Here is a 20,733-nt window from a genome sequence, read left to right on the forward strand (position 1 = left end):
AGCCAAAAATGTATTTGATATTTAGATTAGATTGGTTTTGTTTGATGTGATTAACTATTAAATTTGCAGGTTTGATAGTGCTTTCATTCACTGATTAATACAATACTAATTATACAAGGAGGGATTAAAAGATGAAAGGCAGAGTAGAAAAGAATGATGCTCCATTACCTGGTGTAAAATGCGTGGTAAACAGCTGCCATTATTATATGCAAGGAGATTATTGTGGTGCTCAAAAGATAGAAATACAGCCTAGAGATGCTGCTTCAACAGAAGAAACAGATTGTGCAACTTTTATTAAAGAATAATATATGTATAAACCCAACCCCTTTATGTATATCTTTACATAAAGGGGTTTATTTTTTTTTATAAATGCATTATAATCTTCTTTAAGTAGCATGAATTGATATTTCTCTTTTTTGGATTTAATTCATAAAGATGGTATATATAATTAGCATTTCTATATTAAGGCTCAATTAAATATGTAAAAATATTTATGTAAAGGGGAATACAAATGTATTGGAATGGAACATATGAATGTATGGATCGTAATCAGCTTGAGAATCTACAGTCTCAGAAATTAATTAACACTATAGAACGTGTATATTACAATGTACCATATTACCGACATTTAATGCAGGAAAAGGGATTAATGCCTGAAGATATAAGAGGAATTGATGATCTTACTAAACTCCCTTTTACAACAAAACAAGATTTGAGAGATAATTATCCATATGGTTTATTTGCAGTCCCATTAAGTGAAATAGTGCGTATACATGCATCATCGGGTACTACGGGTAAACCCACTGTAGTAGGATATACCCGTAGAGATATAATTACTTGGTCAGAATTAATGGCCAGAACTCTTACGTGTGGAGGGACCAATAAAGAATCTGTTATACAAATAGCTTATGGATATGGACTTTTTACTGGAGGTTTAGGTGTTCATTATGGTGCTGAACGAATAGGTGCCTCTGTCATCCCAATATCCGGTGGAAATACAAAAAGGCAGATAATGCTTATGAGAGATTTTGGTACTACAGTACTTGCTTGTACCCCTTCATATGCTCTTCATATAGCAGAAGTTATGGAAACTATGACTATAGACCTAAAAGAGTTAAAACTAAAATATGGTATATTCGGCGCAGAGCCATGTAGTGATTCCTTAAGAAAAGAGATAGAAAATAGATTACACATATCGGCTATAGATATATATGGGTTAAGTGAAGTAATAGGTCCTGGTGTAGCAAGCGAGTGTCAAGAAAAAAACGGTCTACACATATTTGAAGATTATTTTATTCCTGAAATAATAGATCCTGATACTGGTGAAGTACTACCAGAGGGTAATATAGGAGAATTAGTGTTAACCACTATAAATAAAGAGGGATTACCTGTTATAAGATACAGAACAAGAGATATTACATCATTAAATTATAAGATTTGTACATGCGGCCGGACTCATGTAAGAATGAATAAGTTATTAGGACGCACTGATGATATGCTTGTGATTAGAGGTGTGAATGTATTTCCTTCACAAATAGAAAGTATACTTATGGATATTGGCGATACTGAACCGCATTATTTACTAATAGTTGACAAAAAAAACAATTTAGATAATCTAGAGCTATTAGTAGAAGTATCAAACAAACTATTTTCAGATGAAGTAAGAAAGCTGGAAGATTTAAATAAAAAAATAACTAGAGAAATACATAACATTTTAGGTATTAATGTTAATGTAAAACTTGTTGAACCGAAAACTATAGAACGCAGCACTGAAAAGGCTAAACACGTGATAGATAGAAGAAAATAGAAAGGTTTGGGAAATTATGTTTATTAAGCAAATTTCAATTTTTATAGAAAATAAGAAGGGTAAATTGGCTGAAATAACTAGCATATTGTCTAAAAACAATATAAATATATATGCTATTTCTATAGCTGATACCGCCAATTTTGGTATTTTAAGGATTATAGTAGATAAAATATCAGAAGCAGAGTATCTAATAAAAGAAAAGGGATATACAGTAAGTATAACAGAGGTAATAGCTGTACAAATTTCAGATAAACCTGGAGGACTAAATGAAGTCCTTAACATACTAGATAATCATGATATAAATGTAGAATATCTATATTCTTTTGCTCATCAGCCATCTAGAAATGCTTTTATAATTTTTAGGGTAGAAGACACACAAAAGGAGGAAGCATTAAATATATTAAAAAGCTCAAAGATTAGATTAATCTTACAAGAAGAAATACATCGGTTATGATAAAAACCAGCTGTTAGCTGGTTTTTATCAGGATTTTTAATATTAATAGCTAAAAATTTTGTACAATTTACTTAAATGGCGTTATAATACAAAAAGAGGTGATAATATGAGACCAACAAGAGCAATAATTGATCTAGGTAAACTAGACCATAATATAAAACAGCTAAAATCATTAACAGCAAACAATACAGAATTTATGGCAGTTGTAAAGGCAGATGCTTATGGACATGGCGCTATAGCTATATCAAAACAGTCCATTAAATCAGGAGCATCTTGTCTAGCAGTAGCGATTCCTGAAGAAGGAATACAGCTAAGAGAAGCCGGAATAGATGTGCCTATACTAGTATTAGGTCCTATTGATGAAAGTGAGGCAGAATTAGTTGTACGATATAACTTAGTCCAAACGATATTTAAAGCAGAAACAGCTTTAATATTAGACAAATTAGCCAAAAGATACAACAAAAAAGTAGATATCCATATAAAAATAGATACTGGTATGGGAAGAATAGGCATACGCAGCAAAAGAGAATTGATGGGATTGTGTGATATATTATACAATATGCGAAATATCAATATACAAGGAGTATTTACCCATTTTGCAGTATCTGATATCAAAGATAAAGAATATACATTATATCAATTAAAACAATTTAACGGTATGATTACTTTATTAAAAGATATGGGAATAAATCCAAAGTATATTCATGCTGCTAATAGCGCAGCTATAATAGATTGTCCTTATACCCATTTTAATTTAGTAAGGGGAGGCATTTCCATGTATGGATATTATCCTTCTGAACAAGTACTTAGAAATGCTATTGATATAAACCCAATATTACAATGGGAAACTCGTATAATGCATGTGAAATATATAGAAAAAGGTGAAAGTGTAGGATATGGAAGAAATTTTATTGCAGAACATCCTACAAAAGTAGCTACTATCCCTATTGGATATGCAGATGGATATAACAGATTGTTAAGTAATAGGGGACATGTACTTATAAATGGTCAAAAAGCACCTATTGTAGGGAATATATGCATGGATCAAACTATGATTGATATTTCTAATATAACAAATGCTTCAATAGACGATAAAGTGATATTATTAGGTAAACAAGAAAACGAGGAGATAACAGCTGATGATTTAGCAAAGCTTTGCAACACGATTTCGTATGAAATATTAACTAATATATCTAATAGAGTGCCAAGACTATATAAGTAATCAAAGAATAATTGGACATAATTGGAGGGTTTTTATATATTTATGTCGAATAATCATTGGTTAGATGGAAAATATGTTTCAAATAATCGTGTAAAAGGAGAGCAAAAATGGCAGATAAGGTTATGGACCCTTCCCAATTAGATCAAATTTTAAAATCGACTATTGACTCTCTAGAGAAAGGAAAGGAACAGATTTTTGAAATAGCAGAAGACTCTAGAAATGAATGGGAAAGATTGGAGAATAATTTAAAATGTGTTCAAGAGAAAGTTGTTAGAACAATAGGGGAAACTGAAAAGTTAGAATTTCTAGAACAAGAGAGCAGAAAACATTTGATGGTCGTCAGCAAAAATTTTGATCAATATTCGGAAAATGATATAAAAGATGCCTATGAAACAACTAGAGATCTACAGGTACAGCTGGCCTTAAAAAGAGAACAAGAACAGCAATATATACAACAGAGGACAGAAATTGAACTACAAATTCGCCGCATAAAAAACACTATGGAAAGGGCTGAATACTTAGTTGGTCACGTAGCTGCAGCAATGAATTATCTAAGTAATACGCTAATAAATATAAGTGATACATTACAAGACCTACAAGATAAGGAGATGTTAGGTGTCAAAGTTATTATGGCTCAAGAGGAAGAACGTCAAAGGGTCGCAAGAGATATCCATGACGGTTTGGCACAATCCCTTTCCAATATAGTACTTAGATGTGAAATATGTGAAAAATTATTTACAATGGATATTACTAGAGCAGGCAATGAAATAAAAGAGATTAAACAATTGGTTAGAGATAGTCTTAAGGAAATAAGAAGAATAATATTTGATCTAAGACCTATGTCGTTAGATGATCTAGGATTAGTACACACACTGCAACAGTATGTAGATAATTATTCTAGAGAATCAGAGATTAAAGTTATTGTAGACTGTTATGATGAAGAGCAACATATAGATTCAGTCATTGAAGTAGCAGTTTTTCGCATAATACAGGAAGCCTTGAATAATATACAAAAATATTCTCAGGCAACTAGAGCTATCATTAAGCTAGTTATTCAGGACAATATGCTAGTTGGCACCATTGTTGATAACGGTACGGGATTCGATGTCCCTAGTGTTCTCAAAATGCGTCCTCAAAATGCATATGAAGGCGGATTTGGTATAATCGGCATGAAGCAACGGGCTCAACTTTTAAAAGGAAAACTAGATATAGAATCTCAGCCGAATAAAGGCACTATAATAACTTTTGAGATTCCATTATTGCCGATTAAAAAACAAGAAAAGGAGGATACTAATGAAGAAGATAACAGTAATGATAGCAGATGATCATTCACTTATAAGAAAGGGTTTGACACAGATTTTAGAGTTAGAAGAAGATATTGAAGTAGTAGGACAGGCTTGTAATGGTAAAGAAGCAGTCGAACAAGGAATAAAGTTAAATCCTGATGTCATATTGATGGACATAAATATGCCAATACAAAATGGAATGGCTGCTATTAAAATGTTAAAAGAAAAAGAACAAAAAAACAATCTGACTAAAAAACATAGTTTAAAACAAAAAATAGATGATTTGAATAATTCAATACACGATGAAAAAAGAAAGATTAAAGAAGAGAAAATAAATAAGCAGGATTTAGAAGAAAAACTGCAATTATTAAATAATTGCGAATCTAAAATCAATATTCTAAAGGATTTTGCTAATGAAATTGAAGTAAATGGCGTTTACATCGAAAATAACACTTCTTTAACCAAGATTAGGAATTTTATACAAACAATATTAGATGAAGTTTTAATATTTACTGATAAAGTTAACAATGCTATACAGCAAAAAGAAGATAACAAAAAATTAGAACAATTAAAGCAACAAATTGATTTAAAGAAAAAACAAAAGGAGAAGTGTATACATGTAGTTGGTATTTTAAATAGCCTAAAACCGTCTTCGCAATATGCTGAGGAATTTATTAGGGAAAATATTAGTGATATAAGTGATTTATTTATAAGCCTGCATTCACCAAGAGAGTTTGACAAACTTGATTTGAATGAAAAAGAGGAAATTGTTGGGTATAGAAATATAAATAATGTTGAAGTTGAAGTGCCTATTTACCTAATGAGTGCAGGTCAGAGAACGGCGGTTGTATTATCCATCTTTTTTAAGATGCATATAAGTATGAAAACTGCACCTAAATTTATACTTCTTGATGAACCTGTTTCAAATATTGATGATTTAAATATCCTTGGATTATTAGATTTTTTAAGGGAAATGGCTATATCAAATGGAACCCAAATATTTTTCACTACTGCAAATTATAGTGTGGCCAAATTATTTAAAAGAAAATTTAGTTTTCTTAGAGATAAATTTTATGAATTTAAATTCATACGGTATGGTAATACAAAATCAAGAATACGAAGATATACTTATAATGAATATGAAGATGGAAAAGTAAAAGATGCAATTATTTCATAAATCCTTCTTTTTTATACTATGATAATAAACTTCGCCCTATAAAAATGAAGTTCGTTCCAATACCTCGCGGTAGATGCAAGGGAAATCTTGATTGCTGCAGGGTTCGCTTTTTTATTAGGGAGAAGGAATAAGACATAAAGGGTTAAAGTACAAATGGAAACCTTAACCCTTGTTGTACCATTATTAGGAGTCACTAAAATCCGAATCATTACCTATCTCCAGTTTCAACCTTTTTATGTAACCATAAAGCATTTTGATAATCTCGGTTGTTTTATTATCCAGAATCTCATATTGTTCTTTTGAAATATAATTATTCTGCAAAGCAGTAAGAAGATGATTTCTTACTTCTCCTGCACTGCCAAGGGCAGCATTTGCATGGAATAGTTCTCTTTTAATAAATAATTGGGTGTTTCCTTCTGCAAGATTTGCCCCTATACTCCTAACAGCCCGTACTAACTGGTCTGTAACCCTATATTGCTCACAATTTGGAAATCCTTTAACCAATTCCCTTATCTCCTGCTCAAGAACATTCGCCTTCTGCCATACTTTTAGGCTCTTAAAATCTTTTATATACAAATTTTCACTCATAGAATTCATCCTTTCAAAATTTGATTTTTAACATTATACGGAAGAGCAGGGATAAGTCAAATTTTAATGCTAGAATTTATGTAAAGAAATAACTAAAAAGGTATAAGGGTTAAGGCGTTGTAGTAAAAGTTAATATAGCGCATATATTTGTTCCTTAACCCAATAAACCTTTTTCCTAATATACCCTAAACTAGTTTTTGTCGCTTAAAAACTTCTACGAATGCCGTAAATTAAAGGGCTTGAAGAAATTTACTAAATACATAATATATAAAAGGGATTTAGGTAAAAGGAAATAAGGAAAAAGTTAAAAAAGTAGAAATTAGACTTGACTTTGTGGAGAATGATTTATTATAAAATATATGTTTACGTTTATGAAGGCATTTTACAATGTTAATGAAATAACCTCCGTATTATTTTATTTTGTATGCTTACCTAGTTTGCTGGGTGGGCAATTTTTTTTGCAGAAATACTTGAAATTATAAAAAATCATCGACTATAAAGAACGATAAGGAACTTAAATTTTATTAAAGAAATGGAGGAATTACTATGGGAAACAGGATTTTATTGGGACTTGATAATGGAAACAAATGTACAAAAACAAGTGAGGGCTATATTGTTGAGTCAGGATTTACTAAATCTAATAGTGAGCCAATTTCAACGAGCAACTTGTTAATTCATGAAGGTAAGTTTTATAGCATCGGAGGTAATAGATTGAGTGTCCAGATGGATAAGACAGTTAATCAGGATACTTTCATTATGTCTTTACCTGCAATTGCAGATGCTGTGGATAGAGCAGGAATAGAAGGTAAATCAGATGTAATTCTGGGAGTAGGGCTACCTATTGTGAATTATGGGACATTGAAGAAAAAGTTTCGTGAATACTTTTTAAGGCGGAATATAGAATTTAATTTTAACAAAAAAGGTTATGCAATTAATATTATTGATTGTAGGGTGTATCCACAGGGGTATGCTTCGCTTATTACGGTATTTAACAGTTATAAGGATATATTATGTAATGTTATAGATATTGGCGGTTATACTGTAGATATTTTTAGAGTGGAGAACGGGATAATTGACACTGCATCGTGTTACTCACTCCCTGACGGAATTATTACGCTAATTGCGAATATACAGCAGGAACTCTTAAAAACAAATATTAGGCTGACTGAAACTCAAATACAAGATATTATATTAGGAAGAGAACCTGTTATTTTTGAAGCAGATGTTAAAGAGATAATTAAAATAATGACGAATGAGTATGTAGAAAACATATTGGCCAAAATTGAGGAATATGGGTTCGAATTCCGTAACCCTACTGTTTTCACAGGTGGTGGAAGTATGTTGCTTCGGAAATATATTGAAGAATCCACAAAAGTAAGGTATGCGGATTTTCTTGACCAGTTTGCTAATGCACGAGGGTTCAAAATTTTGCTTGAACAAGAATTAAGAAGGTGATGCTATGGTAACAAAACGAATAAACCTGTCTTTTTCTATGGATAGAGAGGAAGATGTTAAGGTATATAACATACTTTCTGCACAGAAATATAAAACGGATTACGTTATTAAGGCAGTATTAAGTTTTACGGGGAAAAATGATAAGGATTTTGATAAGGAGAAAATAAAGGAGGCTTTAAAGGAAGCGATAGCGGAATGTGGAGGATTTACTATAGGGAACAGTAAAAAAGATAATGATGATTATGCTCAGCCTGTATTGTCTGATGACATATTCAGCATGTTTGATAGTCTATAGCCATTATGAGCAGTGAAGTTTAGAACTTCCTGCTTTTTTCTTGGATAATATATATGATAAGTATACAATAAGCCACAAATTTCATTAGGATATTTTTTTACCCCATATCCCTTATATCCTTACTATGGGGTTCCTAAATGAACTGGAATAAAAAGTTAGGTACTAAAAGGAACCAGGACTCTATCTCTAGGGAATAAAGGGATAAAACTCTTTACAATCAACATCTAATATGTTACTTTTAATGCAGACATTCTAGGGAGTGTTAGTAAGCGGACAAGATGGAGGAAATGGTTGCTCTGTAGCAATTTATTTCCTCTGTTTTGTTTTTATATTAAAATATTTTGCATTTTAAGGGGCGAAACTCGATTTTAGAATTGCTTTCCTTAATAAGAAGATAAATAAGAATGAATTATTAGAAAGCAGCCTTTTTATATAGGAAACGGAGCAATTTGATAGGTATTATATGCTTTGGCTAAGGGAAAAGGGTTAGAAATGGTTTTTAAGGATTAGGGGATAAAAAGGTGATTCTAAAATATAATTAGAATAGGTGGAGGAAGGTTATAAGGTAAAGGGAATAGGCGTCATGGAATATAGCGTAACGCAAATAATAACAGTTCGTTCTTTCTTACCCATCATCTTATAAAAAATCTATATAAAAAAGGCTTCCCAGTAATATACTGAAAAGCCTTTTAAATTTGCTAGTCTGTTAGATTGTTATTGAGATATTGAATCATCTCGTTTATACTTTGATAGTTTTCCTTAAACTGCTCTGGTTTCAGTTCAGGGATTTCTTTTGAGAGTTTCAAAAGCAAATTCTTCAATTCTTCCAATAAATCTTTTTCGGTATCGTAATTATATTCATATACGGTAACTAGAACATCAAGATAATAGTCTAAATTCTGATAAGATAAGGAATTCCGACCAAAGGATGTTTCTACAAGGTTAAATAATTCCTTGATTTCTGCTTTTAATTGTTTTAGTTTCATGAGCATCATCTCCTTTTGATTTTTGATAGTTTAGAAGATGATGTATACTAATGTCAAATAAAAATATTTTTTATGCATATTTATTTTTGTCGCATAAAGGAGGTTTCGAACTCTTTATTAATAAGTATCTATCCCTTTCTACTATATACGTATATAGTATTAGAACTTTGCGACACCAAGAAAGGAAATCAAACTAAACTATAGTAATAAATTTTCAAATATCATAAAATTAGTATTTCCTTATTTAGTATTGTATTTTGAAGGCAAATGGGTACGAAGTTTTTTAAAAATCCTTGTTTTTAATTGGCGGGAATACTCAGTTGTAATATTTAACTTTGCTGCTATTTCTGCATGGGTATACCCTTGTATAAATAAACCCCATAACTCCCATTCTCTACAAGTCAGTAGACTTTTTATGTCTGATAAAAGGGTTTCTGTGCTCTGAATTTCATTAGTTGAATTATATATATGGTTACTAAATAGAAACCTGTCAAAATAGTTAGGAGAGACACTACTATTACATTCATGCTTTATCTTATCTATGCTAAGTATCTGAAGGGCTAAATCCTTTCTTAGACATCTGCATATGTAATTCCAATAATCATCGCAGAATTTAATAGCGAGATAATAAGAGTATTCATTATTATATTGCCCAATTGATTTTTCAAGTTTTTCTAATGAAATCCTTTCTACAACTTCCCAAAACGGATAAATTAGAGAATAATTCCACGGGTTATTACTATCCCAATACCCAAATTGGTCAATATAATCTTTAAGATATTTTTCACAGGCAACGCTAAAGTTTATTTTAAATTTGTTCATATTAATATTGCTGGAAAAGGACTTCTGCAGGTTATAAAGTTTAGAATATTTTTGTTTTCTCATCTTTGGAGAATATATTTTAGTTATATTCCCTGTTATTGTCCATTTCAAAAGGGGCTCCATTAAATTGTAGAGATTAACTAAAACCTCGTTTTGCTGACTTTTACTTAAGGTGTTTTTACCTTCCCCTAGTTTATATTGATATAAAAGTTCTTTTACTTTCTCATCATCTATAAATGGTTTTTTCATAAACATTCCCCCACGACTGTTTTTGACATTTTAGCCACGGCAGGAAGGAAATCAAATTTTTACCTGAAAAATTATAAAAAATCAGATGAAAATTTGAAACATAACATAGTGAGCAATATAATGCCTCCAATCTGAAACGGAGGCGATGTATATGAAAAATAAATCATTTTCATTTGGTAAGGTAAACGGGATGGATATGCTGGAAATTATGAATATGGAAATTATCCATGCCAATTTTTCAGGTTTGCAGTACCTATGGGGACAATATAAGAGAAGCACGAACAATTTAGTAAAAGAAGAAATTGCAGAATGTTTTAAAACATATGCGGGTGATTATATTATTAGATTTGGAAAACATAAGGGACTAACACTCAAACAAATTGATAAAATAAATAGAAGTTATATAGAAAACTATCTTACCCATAATGATAACGAAGAAATTAGAGTAGTTGTTAAAACATACCTAAAATATCACCCAGAAAAGGTGAAGGATGAATATAATAACTATCAGCAGAAGACATATGCATACTATAATGAATTAAAACAGAAGATTTATGATAGCAGCCAATCAAATATAGAGTATGTAATTAGAACTATGGGGTATATAATAGAAAATGGAAAATTTGAGCACTGCCCCTGGGAGTGTGATATGCACAGCAAAAGATATCAACATGCAATTTTAAAGAAAGGTACAGATGATTCTTATTTCGTTGGCTGTTTTAAATGTGGAGAAAGAAAAAACTTTATTAAGTTTGTATGCGAAAAAAAAGGATATCGTTTTATTGAAGCACTAGAATGGATATCAGGAGTTTTAGGAATTACAGTTACTAATCCCCCTGAAATTAATGCCGAAGAAATAAAAAAGGAATTTATAAATATTGATGAAGAGATTATGCTTGAGAAACGAATTCTTCCAGAGATTAGTCTTAAAGGTTTTGGCTTTAATAAAGGGGTGTATCCTCCTATATTTTTTGAAAGAGGCTTTACAGTAAAGGATGCGGAAGAGATGGAAGTGTATTTTGCAGGAAGAGATTGTACTAATGACTTTAAAAATAGGATATGTTTCTTAGTTAGAGATTTAGAGGATAGGCTTGTAGGCGTTGTCGGTAGAAATAAATATAGCGAGGAAGGGCACTATGATTATTGGGCTAAAAGATTGGGATTAGAAGATATTATGAGCAGAGAAGAACAAATAAAAGAGATTGAGAATCAAAACTGCAAATATAAAAAGTATTATAATTTTGAGGGATTTAAATCAGGGTGCACTTTATATAATGCCAATCGGTTAGTTAATAGTAGTAAAGAAGAAGTTTTTATCGTAGAAGGACCCTTTGATGTAATGAAAATGGTTCTTAAGCATGGCTATAAAAATACGGTTGGGATGTTTGGTCATTCGATAAGCAGGGGACAATTATATCAACTTTATGAATTATGTAAAGATGCAAGAGATAAAATAAAGATATATCTACTTATAGACAACGATGAGGCTGGGTTAAAAAGTTTTGAGAATAACGTCAAGAGTCTTCAGGAGTTAGGGTTTAGATATATTTATAAGATGGTTCTCGAAGAAGCAAAGGATGCAGGGGAGGCCAAAAAAGAGCAGGTAGATAAAGCGTATAAAAGTGCACAACTACAGCCGATAAGATATGATAAAAAAAGAATAGTTGTTAAAGATTATAATACAGGACTGAAAAGTGCTGTAGAATAAAATCAAAAAAACCTTTAAAAAACTTCTAAAAAGTGTCACGTTTTCATTTTTGACGCCAGTATAATATATATAGAAATATAAAACGATTGTTAAATCCTTACAAACAGTTAAACTATGAAGTCTTTTATTTTTTATTATTAAAGTGTTTTTGAAAATATACTATTTAATAAGATAACTTTAATTGTTACTCCTTATCAAACAGTGGTGCAAATATATCTTAATTTGGCAAACACATTGTCACCACTGATTACAAGATAAAACAATAGAGTTCAACTGTTTATAAGAGGCAACAAACAAAGTTTAACTGTTTGCAAAAGATAACTATTTTACTTATTAAACTTGAAGTAAAATGAAATCCCTCTCTATAATGCTTGAAATAAGCATTAAGGAGGGACTTTGTTTTATGAATATACAGGTATTAAGAGTATCTGCAAGCAGTAATATTAACGCTGTTTCAGAGGCTATAATTGAATATGCCTCAAAGGATTCTATTGTTCACATAGATTGTATAGGAGTTAAGGCTGCCTATGTGACAGTAAAAGCACTTATACAAGCAAGTGAGTTTTTAGTAAAAAACAGTTACAAATTTAATCTAAGGCCCTATTATACTAAAGTGGATACATTGACAGAGGAACATGATTCTATCGCTAAAACGGCTATCCGCTGGACTATAATTGCAAAAAAGAAATAGTATAGTTCTTGTATAGCCAACTAAAACATGGTAACATGAAGGCATATTGCTGAAAGGGGCACACCTTTCTTATACTGCATCTAGAGGTATAAGGGGGTGTGCTTTTTGTTTATAAATTAGGTATAGAAGGTAAAAATAAAGGCACAAACAAATATCTGATAATGGCATAGGGGAGGTGGATGAAAGAATAAGTATTAGATTCATAAGAATAGGTGTATATTGAAACGAAACTTATTTATCAAGACCTAAGAGCCAATTGACACTTACTTTTAATACTTGAGATAAGGCTACTAGTTCAATATCGGTTATAATCCTTTTCTTCTGTTCGAGTTTTGAAATACTTGCTCTATCAACATAGACCGCCAATGTCTCAAGTTTTACTGACAGTTCCTGCTGTGTCATATTATTTTTTAACCGTGCAATTTTAACCCTAGAACCTGCTATATTGCGTTCTTCGGAATCTAATATTAATTTCATAATAGACCACCTTTTGTTCTTTATTGGAACGCTTGTATTTTATCCAAGGTTGTGCAACAATATGTTCTAATAAAGAACAAACAGAAAATTTGGGGGCAAATTGTAATGCATGAGGGAAAATGTGGAACTAAGGAGATAATTCGAATTGTTTTGAATCATGAAAACAAGATTCAGTACAGCAGCATTAATAATGGAGAAGCCTATAATTGTCTCCAAAAATTGCATATTTTAGATAGGCTATCTGAAAATTCATATGTTCAATATAGTTATGGCAAGCGTTGGGTGACCATTAGTGAAATTATTATTGCCAACCAAAAGTATTATGTAATTACCATTGATTCAAGTAACAATAAATGCAGTGAATGCAGTAAAGTATTAGTAGATTCAGTTACAGGATTATACAACAGAAACTATTGGAAACAGATTAACGATGGCTCAATATATCATCATCCTTATAGCAAAAAAGATTTCTCCCTAATATTCATCGATATAGATAATTTAAAAGAAATTAATGATTCTTTTGGACATTTAATAGGTGATAAGGCAATTGAAATAGTAGGACAGGCGATTAAAAATAGCATAAGAAAAGAGGATTTAGGGATACGGTATGGGGGCGACGAATTCATAATTTTACTTTTTAAGCAGGATAAAAAGGCAGCAAAAAAAGTAACTGAGAGAATTAGGGGGGAGATTCATAAACTAGCAGTAGAACAAGGGCTGTATATTCAAATTAGTGCAGGAATAGCCTGTACTGATTGTTTAGTAGATTTGGAGGATATGATAAAAATGGCAGATAAAAATTTATATAGAGAAAAGGAAATAAAAAAAGGACGAAAATGGCAGGATACTAGGGTTGATGATTTGCTGGAAGAAGTTATAGCAATAAGGAATGAATTGAATGAGAAGATTACCGAAGGGGACATAGTTACCAGTGCAGAGGTATTAGAATTAAGTCAAAGGTTGGATAATCTTATTGTAAGGCATATGAAGTTCTGGAAGTAAGATGCATGAATAATTATGGGCAAGTACATTTTCGTTTGAACGGAAGTACTTGCTTTTTGGTATTTATGTAATTTCCCCACATCTTTTTTTGTCGCATGAAAACTCACCAAAGCCCTTGCACCATAGGCGTTTACCCTAACTCCACTAATATAAATAATTATAGGGTTAAGGTATTAAGGATAAAGTGTTAAGGGTGTAAAAAATAAACTTGACATAGGGATATTATAGTAATTACAATATAAATCCAAATCCGATATCAGGTTTTGTCATAGTATCTTTTCCTTGAGGAACTGTCTACTTTTTTAGTAGGCAGTTTTTTTAGTACTAAATTAAAAACAGCATGGTTAGCAAAGGGGAAATAAAAATTTCCCCCAATATACAAAAACTAGACTAAAGGCCTATATAAAATCGATTCTACCTATTTTTTTATGTATTATGCTCAAAAATGTAGGGGATAAAAATGCATATAAATAAGTTAAAAGATTCTAGAAAGACTTTGTGAAGTCCCTTTGCTTTTTAAATAACAATTAAATCTCATGAAAGGATGATGAACTATGACCTATTATTATAATTTCAGTAAAAGTTATTTGGAAGAGTGTTTAGCGGAGTATAGGGAACTTCTGAATATTGAGAAGAAATTAGATAATTTATCAAGGAGAAATGAATTTGCAACCAATTATAATGAGTATCAACAATATATGAGAGAAATCCAAAACTATCATTATGATAATAACATTGAATATGCTAGAATTTTTGCTAATACAAAAGAAGAGTTAATAGAGGAAACAAAAAAATACATTAAAGAACTCAATTATTTTGATGAAGAGTGTGATGATGAGGATGAACTATCAGAATATGAAATGGTATTACAAGAAGCAGATATTAGTTTTATAGGGCAAGGATATTATGACATTTATTTAGTTGAAGGAGACCTATCTGTTTGTAGAATAGATGAAATGCTTAGGGATGTGCTTGATGCTGAGATGACTCGAATTCAGAGCATCGATGAGGTGTGGGAATATATTTGTGAACACTTGGATGAGGACGAAGTTTAGTAATTAAGTTTTATCATAAGGTAACTATGGATTATCTAAATAAATTAATTTAAATTGGATTAGAGATGTTATAAGAGCAAAAGTTGTGGATTTTGAAACTATTTTGGTTTATTTGGATGTACTAGATAACTATCAACTAGAAATAGTCTATTTATCAAAGATATAGGTATAAATATAAAGTGCATACCTCAATGGTATGTGCTTTTTTATGGAAAAGTTTAGAGATATAAGAGGATTTTTACTTCCAATAGTCGAATATAAATAAGGGACAAGTACGCATAAAAGTTGATAAGGAATATATAAACAAAATTATAACAAAATTTTAATACAATTTTTTATGGGCAGGTGTGTTTTATGGATATCAGTCATAATAAAGATAAATTTATAGAAATATTAACTGATTTTAAAAGAGATATTTTAAAATCAATTAGTGGTGCAATAACAAGTAGCGCAGAAGATGCTTTATTTTCAAGTGAATATCGTGGGAAGGTTAGTAAGGATAAGATAAAAGAATACATACAATTGAAGATTTCTGTACATATTGTCTTAAAATATATTTTGATTCGCCTAATTGAAGATACAAATAATAAAATTAATTCTAAACTTAATGTTGAAGGTATATCGAGATGGAAAGAGATGAGTAAAAACTTTAGAAATGACTATATAAAATTATTTCAATTTGCATGTGATGATTTAAGAAGAGAAAAAGGGATAGGAGAGGCGTTTGTAGAGACAGCATATGACGATTATTATTCAAGGTTAAAAAGTATTTTCAATACTTCACAAAATAGAAAAAATAACTATTTGGAATTATTAAAGGGTTATGACTTTAGAACATTAGACCCCAATACGGCTATAACAGTTGTTGAAAATATCTACCCTTCTGAAGAGAGGGAGAATCTCCAAAAGTATTTATTACCTTCGCCTGCAATTGACTTTTTGTTAAACAATCTTGGAATAAGGTAAGGAGGTAGAACTAAAATGGAAGCAGTTAGATTTAATAAAGATGCTTTAATAGACGAGTTAAAACAGATTCATAAAGATATGGTTTCTGTGTATATGGAACTTTTTAAGTATAAGTATGATAATAATGAAGAATTTAGGAATTTCATTGAAAAAGAGTATAGAGATAATAGTATAAGTAAGGATGACAAAGATAAGTGGAATGAGAATTTTTGTCATAGAACTTCTTACACGCTTATAAACAAGGTTTTGTTTATAAGGATATGTGAAGACAAAGGATTTATGTTTAATCCTGAAGAAGATTTTATTATGGGAGAACCGAAAGACCCTAACATTGGCAAAAAGTTATCTGCAAGGGGTAGGGATAAGTGGATAAGCCTGATTTCCAACTATACCCTTGGAGAACTATTGAAGTTTGCTTTTGCTGATATGAAGGAATCCTTTAAAAATATTGCTCTTTTCAAAGAGGATAAATATGAGAAATTAAATCCTACCAAACAGGAACTTGAACTAAAGTTCATACTGGATAGCAAGGAATATGGAAAAACACCAGTTTATAGTTATGAGGAAAATGTTGCTAAAATCATAGAAAAACTTGATACATCAAAATTTGACTTTAATGTTCCTACTGAAGGGAATATACTTGGTGATGTTTATGAAAAATTCATGGACAGGGAAACCCGTAAAGCAATTGGACAATTTTATACTCCAGATTTTGTTATTGAATATATTTTAAATAATACGGTTACAGAAGCAGATGTGGTAGAGAACCCTTTTGTTTCCGTTTTAGACCCTGCATGTGGTAGCGGACATTTTCTAATTATGGCGTATGACATATTGAGGAATAAGTTTGAGGAAAACATTGATAAGTTAAGAGGAAAATATGCCGATGCAGATTATATCTATAAAAATGAAAATATAAAGGGTAAGGAATATTGGATAAAGGATAGAATCCATTACCATATTTTAAAACATTGTATTTTTGGTGCAGACATAGATAGTTTTGCTGTTCAGTTAACTACAATTAATCTGCTGCTAAAAGACCTTGATAATTTTATAGATGAATTAAATATAATGGAATGTGATAGTCTGATTAAGTGGGAAGATGATTATGATTGGAAGGATTTAAAACAACAGTTAAAAGATTGTAATAGACTCTATTATACAATTAATTATAAAGATATTGCCGGAATATATAGACAAGATGATTTGAGTTGGAATAAGGCAGATGAGTTAGTAAGACTTTGCGAATTTTGGGCTAGGAAATATGATTATATAGTTGGAAATCCACCATATATTACTGTATTACTTGGAAGGGGGCAGGGAAAAGTTATCGCAGAGAATATTGAGAACTATTATAAGGAAATATATTTTAACTCTGTTCAATATAAGATTAATCTTTTTGCAATTTTTTTAGAAAGAGGCATTATGCTTGCTAAAGAAAAAATAAGTTTCATTGTTCCAAGTAGTATCTTGACTAATTACTATTTTGAAAAGATAAGAAAATATATATTAAATAGCACATGGATTGATAGTATATTTAAACTTAATTATGATGTATTTGAAAGTGCTATAACAGGTGGAAATGTCATACTCAATCTAAAAGTAAATAAAACAGTAAACGGTAATTCGAACTTGATGAAAACTTTTGAAGTAAAAAATTTATGTGACTATTTAACAAGAAATTATAAAATAAGTGAATTTTGTCAGGATGTATTTTTACAAATACCAAGTACTAAATTTTTAATAGATATAGATATTATTAACGTAATATTATCTATACAAAAAGAATCAAGAAGACTAGGAGACATTGCTGTTTTTTATAATGGTATTAAGACAGGAGATAATAAAAGGTTTTTAAGTAAAGAAAAGAAAGGACCTGAATACAAACCAGTAATTAGAGGACGAGATATATTTAAATATCAGGTAAATAATAGCACTATTTATGTTTTGTTTGATAAAGACAAATTATGGAGTAATACGAATGAATCAATGTATCTGGTGAACAAAAAAATTATAGTTAGACAAACTAGTGATTGTGTTATTGCTGCATTAGATGATAAACAGAGATATACTATGGATACGACTCACTTGATAATTCCTGAAAACACAGATGATATATTTTGCTTATTAGGTATTTTAAATTCCAAGTTAATGGACTTTTACTATAAGCAAATTGTTCCAGAATTAGATAAACCTTTTGCAGAAGTGAAAATTGCTAATTTAAAAGAACTACCAATAAAATTAGAAGATAGGTCTAAAATAAATAAAATCACAAATAATGTTAGAATCATCATTGAAAAATACGATTTAATAAATAAATTAGAATTTGATATGAAGAAGTGTATTAAATATATTAAGACAATCGGAGACGTTTTCCCAATTATAGATAAGATAGAAAAGACTCTATTGGATATAAATATTCTGCAGAATATAATAGATAATGAAGTGGTGGAGTTATATGGTATCGATACAAATAACACTAATAAAATTATTCCTTTTTCACTTAGTAAATGCAGAGATTGTAAAAAAAATAATGAATATAAAAAAGTATTTAGTGATTTAGAACAAATAATAAGCCCAAATAAACTTATAGAAGAGCATTCAGCGCTTTATAATAATAAAACTATTGGGATTATTTCGGAAGAATATGGGTTCGAGTATTATGATATTTATCTGCTTCGTAAAAAATATGCTCATGATTATGGAAAAGATGAGCCTTGGGAATTCTATAATTTATCAGATTTGTATATTGGTGTTAATGAATATTTAAAAAACGAAACGATTGAAATATTAAAGCAAAAAAATAAATATATTAGCCTTGATGATATTAGAAACATATTAGAAGAAGAATTATCCAATTTTAATGAACTTATGAACATTATGAGGAAAGATAATCCAACAAAAAAATCAAAAGACATAGTGAAAGAAGCATTAAACGAATTTGCTGATACATGGAATAGATATACAAAAAATATAAATGCAGATAAAGAACCAAAAGAACTTGTAAAATATTATGACAGCAATTATTATGGTTTATCTAAATGGGATGATGAAATTCATAAAGAATATTTTATTGATGCTATTAAGGAATATACAGAGATTAATCCAAACGAGAAAAAAGCAAGAGATATATTGAATTTATTTGAGGAACTTAATATTAAAGACAAAGAAGACTATATAGAAGTTCTTAATGGTCAGATTAAAAAGGTTTTTAGAAGATAGTTTATTTACACAGAACTGAAGGTGATAAGGATGAGCGATTTACGGAGGTTTTTGCCTTTGTCGGAGAGGGTACCTGTAGAAGAAACATTAAGTTGCATAAAATATATAGAACAGGACAGAAATAAAGAATCAGTAAGTCAGTATGTTGAATCAGTGATGCCCTTTGGAGAAAAGACATCACTGAAATACAGAAGAAGATTTTTTGAGCGGTTTATTGAAACTGAAGGGGACGATATAATATATACTCCTTTACTGAAGTATATAAATGAAATAATTAATTACCAGTCTAAAAAAGAAGTACTTTATTATGTTACCTGTACAAAGCATATTTGTGTTGGAGATTGCGTAAAATCATTTGCTAAAGGGGATTTGATGGATGAAATCTCAAGTAAGGATTTACTTGAGTATTTCAGATTAAAAATGCCTGATGCAAAAGAGAGTTCAGTTGAAAAAACTTTTAATGTTGTTGTTAACATACTAAAAGACTTTGGAATCTTAAATACAGTTTGTGATAAAGTTTCGAATGAAAAAAGGTATAGGTTGAATTGGAATATTAGACCTACTAATGAGACGCTTGTTTTTTGCTTATATTATGAGTTTAGAAAAATTAAAGATAATAAGATGCCGAGAGCAGATGTGTTTTTTAATGCAGATGTATTTAAGTATTTTTTAATGAGTGAACCATTAATTAATAAATATTTAAAGTGGATGGTGGATGAAGGGTATATTGAGAACTACATAATGGGAGATAATTCTCAATACCAATTTAAATATGACAACCTTGAACAATTAGTTGAGAAGGTGGTTAAATGATTCAAAAAGAAATTGAAAAGAAAATAAGAAGTATGGATAAAAGAAAGTTGTTGTTTTTATTTGGTGAACATTTGAGTGGTAAAACACGAGCAGCAATTGGTTTTCTTAAAAGTAGATATGAAGATGAATATAGTAAGTATTATATTGATGTTGGCTTATATTTACAACAGAAAATACTGGAAGGCTCCATATCTAAATATAGAATATATCCAGAAGAGTTTTCAGAGGATGCGCAAGACTTTATTGAAGAACTTATAAATGAGAAATTTGTAAATAACCCTAATAGCGTATATGTACTTGACCATCTAGAATTTTTGTTATCTGAAAAAAGTACGGATTGGATTAAGGTTCTTGCTAGAGTAACTTTAAAAAAGCATACGGTTATTGTTATTGTGCCTAATGAATATAGAAATATGATGCCAGTTAAAGCCTATGATTACATAGAGATTGTTTAAAGG

General features: G+C 30.3%; 20 protein-coding genes. 16 read left to right on the forward strand and 4 right to left on the reverse strand.

Annotated elements, in window-relative coordinates; translation table 11 throughout:
- The first annotated feature begins 131 nt into the window (after positions 1-131).
- From EJN67_RS06215 to EJN67_RS06240, 6 genes are all read left to right on the forward strand, one after another.
- Positions 132-305: a DUF1540 domain-containing protein gene (locus EJN67_RS06215; protein ID WP_129723486.1), complete on the forward strand. Its 174-nt coding sequence runs from the start codon at positions 132-134 to the stop codon at positions 303-305.
- Between the two features lie 206 nt (positions 306-511).
- Positions 512-1,807, forward strand: coding sequence for a phenylacetate--CoA ligase family protein (locus EJN67_RS06220; RefSeq protein ID WP_129723487.1), 1,296 nt, complete (start codon positions 512-514; stop codon positions 1,805-1,807).
- 16 nt (positions 1,808-1,823) lie between these two features.
- Entirely contained in the window at positions 1,824-2,261 is a 438-nt protein-coding gene (locus EJN67_RS06225; RefSeq protein WP_129723488.1) for an ACT domain-containing protein, read from the forward strand.
- A gap of 106 nt (positions 2,262-2,367) precedes the next feature.
- Positions 2,368-3,483 carry an alanine racemase gene (alr, locus tag EJN67_RS06230; RefSeq protein WP_129723489.1) on the forward strand — a complete coding sequence of 372 codons (1,116 nt, stop codon included), beginning with the start codon at positions 2,368-2,370 and terminating at the stop codon, positions 3,481-3,483.
- Between the two features lie 107 nt (positions 3,484-3,590).
- Complete coding sequence (locus EJN67_RS06235) at positions 3,591-4,808, forward strand: sensor histidine kinase (RefSeq protein WP_129723490.1); 1,218 nt, start codon at positions 3,591-3,593, stop codon at positions 4,806-4,808.
- A complete protein-coding gene (locus EJN67_RS06240) occupies positions 4,777-5,946 on the forward strand; it encodes a response regulator (protein ID WP_129723491.1) in 1,170 nt (389 codons plus the stop codon). Before EJN67_RS06235 ends, EJN67_RS06240 begins: the two co-directional genes overlap by 32 nt.
- Positions 5,947-6,129: 183 nt before the next feature.
- On the opposite strand, the gene EJN67_RS06245 is transcribed toward EJN67_RS06240, so the two are convergent.
- Entirely contained in the window at positions 6,130-6,534 is a 405-nt protein-coding gene (locus EJN67_RS06245) for a four helix bundle protein (protein ID WP_129723492.1), read from the reverse strand.
- Between the two features lie 546 nt (positions 6,535-7,080).
- Here EJN67_RS06245 and EJN67_RS06250 point away from each other — a divergent pair.
- Together EJN67_RS06250 and EJN67_RS06255 are read left to right on the forward strand one after the other, a co-directional pair.
- The gene (locus EJN67_RS06250; RefSeq protein WP_129723493.1) at positions 7,081-7,989 is read left to right on the forward strand and encodes a ParM/StbA family protein; all 909 of its coding nucleotides are present in this window, start codon (positions 7,081-7,083) and stop codon (positions 7,987-7,989) included.
- 4 nt (positions 7,990-7,993) lie between these two features.
- A complete protein-coding gene (locus tag EJN67_RS06255; protein WP_129723494.1) occupies positions 7,994-8,284 on the forward strand; it encodes a hypothetical protein in 291 nt (96 codons plus the stop codon).
- A gap of 698 nt (positions 8,285-8,982) precedes the next feature.
- Here the strand turns inward: EJN67_RS06255 and EJN67_RS06260 are convergent.
- Together EJN67_RS06260 and EJN67_RS06265 are read right to left on the reverse strand one after the other, a co-directional pair.
- Positions 8,983-9,270 (reverse strand): hypothetical protein, encoded by a 288-nt coding sequence (locus EJN67_RS06260; RefSeq protein WP_129723495.1) that lies wholly within the window; start codon positions 9,268-9,270, stop codon positions 8,983-8,985.
- Positions 9,271-9,510: 240 nt separating this feature from the next.
- A complete protein-coding gene (locus EJN67_RS06265; protein WP_165000771.1) occupies positions 9,511-10,341 on the reverse strand; it encodes a helix-turn-helix transcriptional regulator in 831 nt (276 codons plus the stop codon).
- 208 nt (positions 10,342-10,549) lie between these two features.
- Between EJN67_RS06265 and EJN67_RS06270 the strand changes: the two genes are divergently transcribed.
- Positions 10,550-12,049: a toprim domain-containing protein gene (locus EJN67_RS06270; protein WP_165000772.1), complete on the forward strand. Its 1,500-nt coding sequence runs from the start codon at positions 10,550-10,552 to the stop codon at positions 12,047-12,049.
- 403 nt (positions 12,050-12,452) lie between these two features.
- Entirely contained in the window at positions 12,453-12,740 is a 288-nt protein-coding gene (locus tag EJN67_RS06275) for a stage V sporulation protein S (protein WP_129723498.1), read from the forward strand.
- Between the two features lie 231 nt (positions 12,741-12,971).
- Here EJN67_RS06275 and EJN67_RS06280 read toward each other — a convergent pair whose 3' ends face one another.
- Positions 12,972-13,217: a helix-turn-helix domain-containing protein gene (locus EJN67_RS06280; RefSeq protein ID WP_129723499.1), complete on the reverse strand. Its 246-nt coding sequence runs from the start codon at positions 13,215-13,217 to the stop codon at positions 12,972-12,974.
- A 105-nt stretch (positions 13,218-13,322) separates the two neighbouring features.
- On the opposite strand from EJN67_RS06280, the gene EJN67_RS06285 reads away from it, so the two are divergent.
- The 6 genes from EJN67_RS06285 (at position 13,323) to EJN67_RS06310 (ending at position 20,730) form a co-directional block, all read left to right on the forward strand.
- Positions 13,323-14,219 carry a diguanylate cyclase gene (locus tag EJN67_RS06285; protein ID WP_129723500.1) on the forward strand — a complete coding sequence of 299 codons (897 nt, stop codon included), beginning with the start codon at positions 13,323-13,325 and terminating at the stop codon, positions 14,217-14,219.
- 554 nt (positions 14,220-14,773) lie between these two features.
- A complete protein-coding gene (locus EJN67_RS06290) occupies positions 14,774-15,274 on the forward strand; it encodes a hypothetical protein (RefSeq protein WP_129723501.1) in 501 nt (166 codons plus the stop codon).
- 354 nt (positions 15,275-15,628) lie between these two features.
- Positions 15,629-16,240: a hypothetical protein gene (locus tag EJN67_RS06295; protein WP_129723502.1), complete on the forward strand. Its 612-nt coding sequence runs from the start codon at positions 15,629-15,631 to the stop codon at positions 16,238-16,240.
- 15 nt (positions 16,241-16,255) lie between these two features.
- On the forward strand, positions 16,256-19,462 hold the full coding sequence (locus EJN67_RS06300; RefSeq protein ID WP_129723503.1) for an Eco57I restriction-modification methylase domain-containing protein: 3,207 nt from the start codon (positions 16,256-16,258) through the stop codon (positions 19,460-19,462).
- Positions 19,463-19,519: 57 nt separating this feature from the next.
- Entirely contained in the window at positions 19,520-20,275 is a 756-nt protein-coding gene (locus EJN67_RS06305; protein ID WP_129723504.1) for a hypothetical protein, read from the forward strand.
- Positions 20,272-20,730, forward strand: coding sequence for a hypothetical protein (locus EJN67_RS06310; protein ID WP_129723505.1), 459 nt, complete (start codon positions 20,272-20,274; stop codon positions 20,728-20,730). Before EJN67_RS06305 ends, EJN67_RS06310 begins: the two co-directional genes overlap by 4 nt.
- Positions 20,731-20,733: the final 3 nt, after the last annotated feature.

Origin of the sequence: Xylanivirga thermophila (assembly GCF_004138105.1) — a bacterium.
Taxonomy (GTDB): Bacteria; Bacillota; Clostridia; order Caldicoprobacterales; family Xylanivirgaceae; genus Xylanivirga; species Xylanivirga thermophila.